This is a genomic window from Nostoc sp., assembly GCF_036916975.1.
In the GTDB taxonomy this organism is placed as follows: domain Bacteria; phylum Cyanobacteriota; class Cyanobacteriia; order Cyanobacteriales; family Nostocaceae; genus Nostoc.
This window is the reverse complement of the sequence record NZ_JBALFF010000076.1, coordinates 1-4357: the sequence shown is the minus strand read 5'-3', so window position 1 is coordinate 4357 and position 4357 is coordinate 1. Positions and strand designations below refer to the sequence as shown.

Annotated in this window: 2 protein-coding genes; both read right to left on the bottom strand. The window is 37.4% G+C overall.

From position 1 onward, the window contains the following. Positions 1–797 precede the first annotated feature (797 nt). On the bottom strand, positions 798–3392 hold the full coding sequence (locus V7K73_RS18380) for a glycogen/starch/alpha-glucan phosphorylase (protein WP_334882004.1): 2595 nt from the start codon (positions 3390–3392) through the stop codon (positions 798–800). 696 nt (positions 3393–4088) lie between these two features. After that, positions 4089–4214, bottom strand: coding sequence for a hypothetical protein (locus tag V7K73_RS18375; protein ID WP_334882003.1), 126 nt, complete (start codon positions 4212–4214; stop codon positions 4089–4091). Positions 4215–4357 lie beyond the last annotated feature (143 nt).

Genomic DNA, 4357 nt, shown 5'->3' with positions numbered 1-4357 from the left:
AAACCGCGCAGCGTGCCGGAGGCTCTATTACGAATTACGTACAGCCCTTTGGGCATGAAAACCGCGCAGCGTGCCGGAGGCTCTATTACGAATTATTTTAATACTACGTGACTATCCAACAAAGGCGCACGTTATTAACATTTACAAAATAACTAGCAATGCTTGAAAAAAATAACGTTCTTTGGTGCGATAATGTTAATATTATCCGTGGCAAAACCTTATATCATGTCCACGAATTCTAACCTAGATTAAAACTTATTTTATAGTAGCGATCGCTATTTATCAAAGGCTCATTGATAAAAGCCTAAAACTACGTATTCTCGTTCATACACAAGATAATGAATTTGTCCAGTGCGTAAGTCCTAAAATTAGCCCTTTCAAGGTGACTCGTAAAATAAGATTTACTCCCCCTGCCTAAGAAAGCTCATTTCACGATGATCTCAATTTTTCGCGTTGCTCCCATTTCAAAGTCCCTCTCCCATATATTGGGAGAGGGATTTAGGGTGAGGGCAAAAACTACGGTTGTCAACTTATATCAGGTTTAAATTCTTATTTCTCTGAAAAAGATTCGTAAAAACTGCCGTAAAAATAGAATGAAATAGCCCTGCTAGTTACCCCTAAGTTAGGGAGCATTCCAATTTTGGCTTAAATCTTTTCCCTCATCCCCAGCCCCTCTCCCAATATATGGGAGAGGGGAGACATAATTCTAATTCGCCTTTTCCCAAATGATGGAATTCGCGGTTAGGGGATGAGGGCAAACACAAAGTTTTTGCACCTGACGGGATGCTCCCTTAAATTTATAATGGTAGTTCTTTTACTTTCACGCCTGCCTTATCTTCTTGACTATCATTTAAATTAATTTTTACTGGCTGAATATGCCAGATATCTTGGGCATATTCACGAATGGCACGATCTGCGGAAAAATAACCCATGCGAACAGCATTAAGTATTGACATCCTAATCCAGTTTTCCCGCTCATTATATGCTTGACTAACTTTTTCTTGACACTCAATATAAGATTGATAATCTGCAAATAACATATACTCATCTCGATTTTTCAAAGAATCTATTAATGGTTGAAATAACTCGGTATTTCCACCAGAGAAATAGCCAGAAGCAATTTGATCAATTGCTTGTTTTAGTTCAGGATTGTTGTTGTAATAGTTATAAGGGTTATATGATAGCGCTTTCATTTGAGCAACTTCAACAACTGTTAATCCAAACTCAAAAAAGTTTTCAGCACCGACGCGATCGCGAATTTCAATATTTGCTCCATCTTGTGTGCCAATTGTAACTGCTCCGTTCATCGCAAACTTCATGTTACTTGTGCCAGAAGCTTCCTTCCCAGCAGTAGAAATTTGCTCGGAAAGATCAGCAGCAGGATAAATTCGCTGTGCTAACGAAACATTGTAGTTAGCTAAAAAGACTACTTTCAGCTTTGAACCTACATCAGGGTCATTATTAATTACATTAGCGACAGAATTAATTAACTTGATTATTAACTTCGCCATTGAGTAGCCTGGTGCTGATTTTCCCCCAAAAATTATAGTTCGAGGTACTATATCAAGGCTGGGATTTTTCTTGATGCGATTATAGAGAGTAATAATGTAGACCAAGTTTAAATGTTGCCGTTTATACTCATGAAACCGCTTGACCTGAATATCAAAGAGAGAATTGCTATTCACCTCAATGCCAGTGGTTTGCAAAATATATTCTGCTAAATCTTGTTTATTTTCCTGTTTAATTTGCCACCAATTCTGCTGAAAATCTGCATCAGTAACAAAAGCTTCTACTTGCTTAATTTCATCTAAATTTTTAATCCAATCTTTGCCAATTTTATTAGTAATCAACAGCGCTAATTTTGGATTAGCAAGTAATATCCAACGTCGGGGACTAACGCCATTAGTTTTATTAGTAAATTTCTCTGGAAACAATTCGTAGAAATCTGGGAACAGGTTGTTTTTTAGCAACTGTGTATGTAGTTCAGCAACACCATTAATCGCATGACTGCCTACACAAGCCAGGTGTGCCATACGAACTTTCTTATCTGTCCCTTCTTCTATTAGCGATAGTCGAGCTATTTTTTCATTATCTCCGCCATACTTGAGACGAACCTGTGTAAGGAACCTACTGTTAATTTCAAAAATAATTTCCAAATGTCTGGGTAACAGATGACCAAACAAACTAACATCCCAACGTTCTAACGCTTCTGATAGAAGAGTGTGATTTGTAAATCCAAAACTATTCTCAGTTATATTCCAAGCTTTATCCCAATCTAATTGATGAACATCCACTAACAGCCGCATCATTTCTGCAATGCCAATAGTTGGGTGGGTGTCATTGATTTGAATAGCCATTTTTGTAGCGAATTGGTCGAAGCTCTCGTGTGTTTGCAGGTACTTGGCAATCATATCTTGCAATGAGCAAGAAACAAAAAAATATTGCTGCTCTAAACGGAGTTCTTTGCCTTGATAATTTTGGTCATTCGGATAAAGAACTTTGGTAATATTTTCTGAAAAAACTTTATCTGCTACAGCGCGGGTAAAGTCCCCAGAATTGAAAATCTGTAAGTTGAAATCTTCGCTGGCTTTAGCACTCCAGAGCCGTAGCGTATTTACTGTGTTGCTGCTATAACCCGAAATTGGCATATCATAGGGTATACCTAACACGGTTCGTTCTGGTATCCAGCGTACTTGATAGCGTCCGTGTTCGTCTGTGTAAGCCTCTGTGTGTCCACCGAACTGGACTTCTACAATATAATCAAGACGGGGAATTTCCCAAGGGTTACCAAATCGCAGCCAGCTATCTGGCCGTTCTACCTGCCACCCATCTTGGATTACTTGCTGAAAAATTCCGAATTCGTAGCGAATACCGTAACCAATAGCAGGCATCTCTAAGCTAGAAAGAGAATCTAAAAAGCAAGCCGCCAGTCGCCCTAAACCACCATTACCCAATGCTGGTTCGTTTTCCTGTTCCAGCACATCATAAAGGTCAAAACCTAATTCCTGAAGAATATTACGAGCTTCTTCATAAAGTCCTACATTCATCAAATTTTTTCCCAGCTGCGGCCCAATTAGGTACTCAGCAGATAGGTAACACAGGATTTTGGTATCGTTATGCAAATAGCTTTGTTCTACAGTTTTGAGCCAACGGTGCAGTAGGCGATCGCGTACAGTATACGCTAACGCCATATAGTAATCATGTGCAGTCGCCCAGTTTTCATCCTTCGCCTGGATGTAGTAGAGGTTATCTAAAAGAGCGCGTTTGAGCGTTACTGCATCCATGCCCGTGCGGTCATCTTGCACCTGAATTTGGACTTTTTGTGTTCGCCGAGCAGATTTTTTGAAATGCGGGGTGCAATTGCCATTTTGCTTTGAGTGGTTATAGCTCATTGGTTTAAAATTATGTTAAAAATAGGTATCGTTTACTCTGATAACTCTAAGATTTCATCAATCAAAATTACTTTTGGTTCAACTGGAATAGCACAAGCAATATACAAGCCCTGTTGTTACTCTCCCCACCAAAAAAGGATTGAACCACTATCTTTGACTTCATCCTATATTGCTACTTTCAATAAAAAGTATTTAACCAATTTATTTAGATTACTGTGACATTTATTAATCCGAGTGCCATCAGCAGTATTTTTATAAATTGATTTTGGAAAAGGATTTGTTTTTGGAAGTACTATATCAATTGTCACCACGTCTCTACTAAAATAACTTTTATGAAAAATGCTTGCTACATTTCGAGAGTTATTTAATAGAAATCAAGCAATTTTAATTTAAAGCTAAGTAAGTAGGCGAGAATAAATCAAAGTAAGTTAAGTAATCTAAAAAATACTTAACTTAGTTCGTAGTGCGGACTTTAATCCTCACCCAAGGGGTTCCTTAGTTGCTCATCGGGGAAACTAAACCCCCAAGACCGCACTAAATCACTACGAACATTTAATTATTTACGCCGCTCTACTTATATTTTTATTTTTATTAATCTTCTCCAAATTGATAATACAAAAAAAAGTTACTTTTCAGGTTAAGTGAAGATTAAAAATATCAAACTATATCTTTTGAAGTAGATATTTACAATAGTAATTATTTAGCTTCTACCAGAAGTATTAAAATTTTACTTCTTTGGGATATATCTGGCGTGTGGGGTGTAATGACTATGGAATCATAACGAATTACCCGGACAAATTGTCGGTAGATATATCCTTGCATACGGCTTATACCATTTCTTTGTGAGCTACGCCAAACCCTTTTAACTTCTTTCTTTCTTTCTTTCTTTCTTTCTTTCTTTCTTTCTTTCTTTCTTTCTTTCTTTCTTTCTTTCTTTCTTTCTTTCTTTCTTTCTTTCTTTGTGT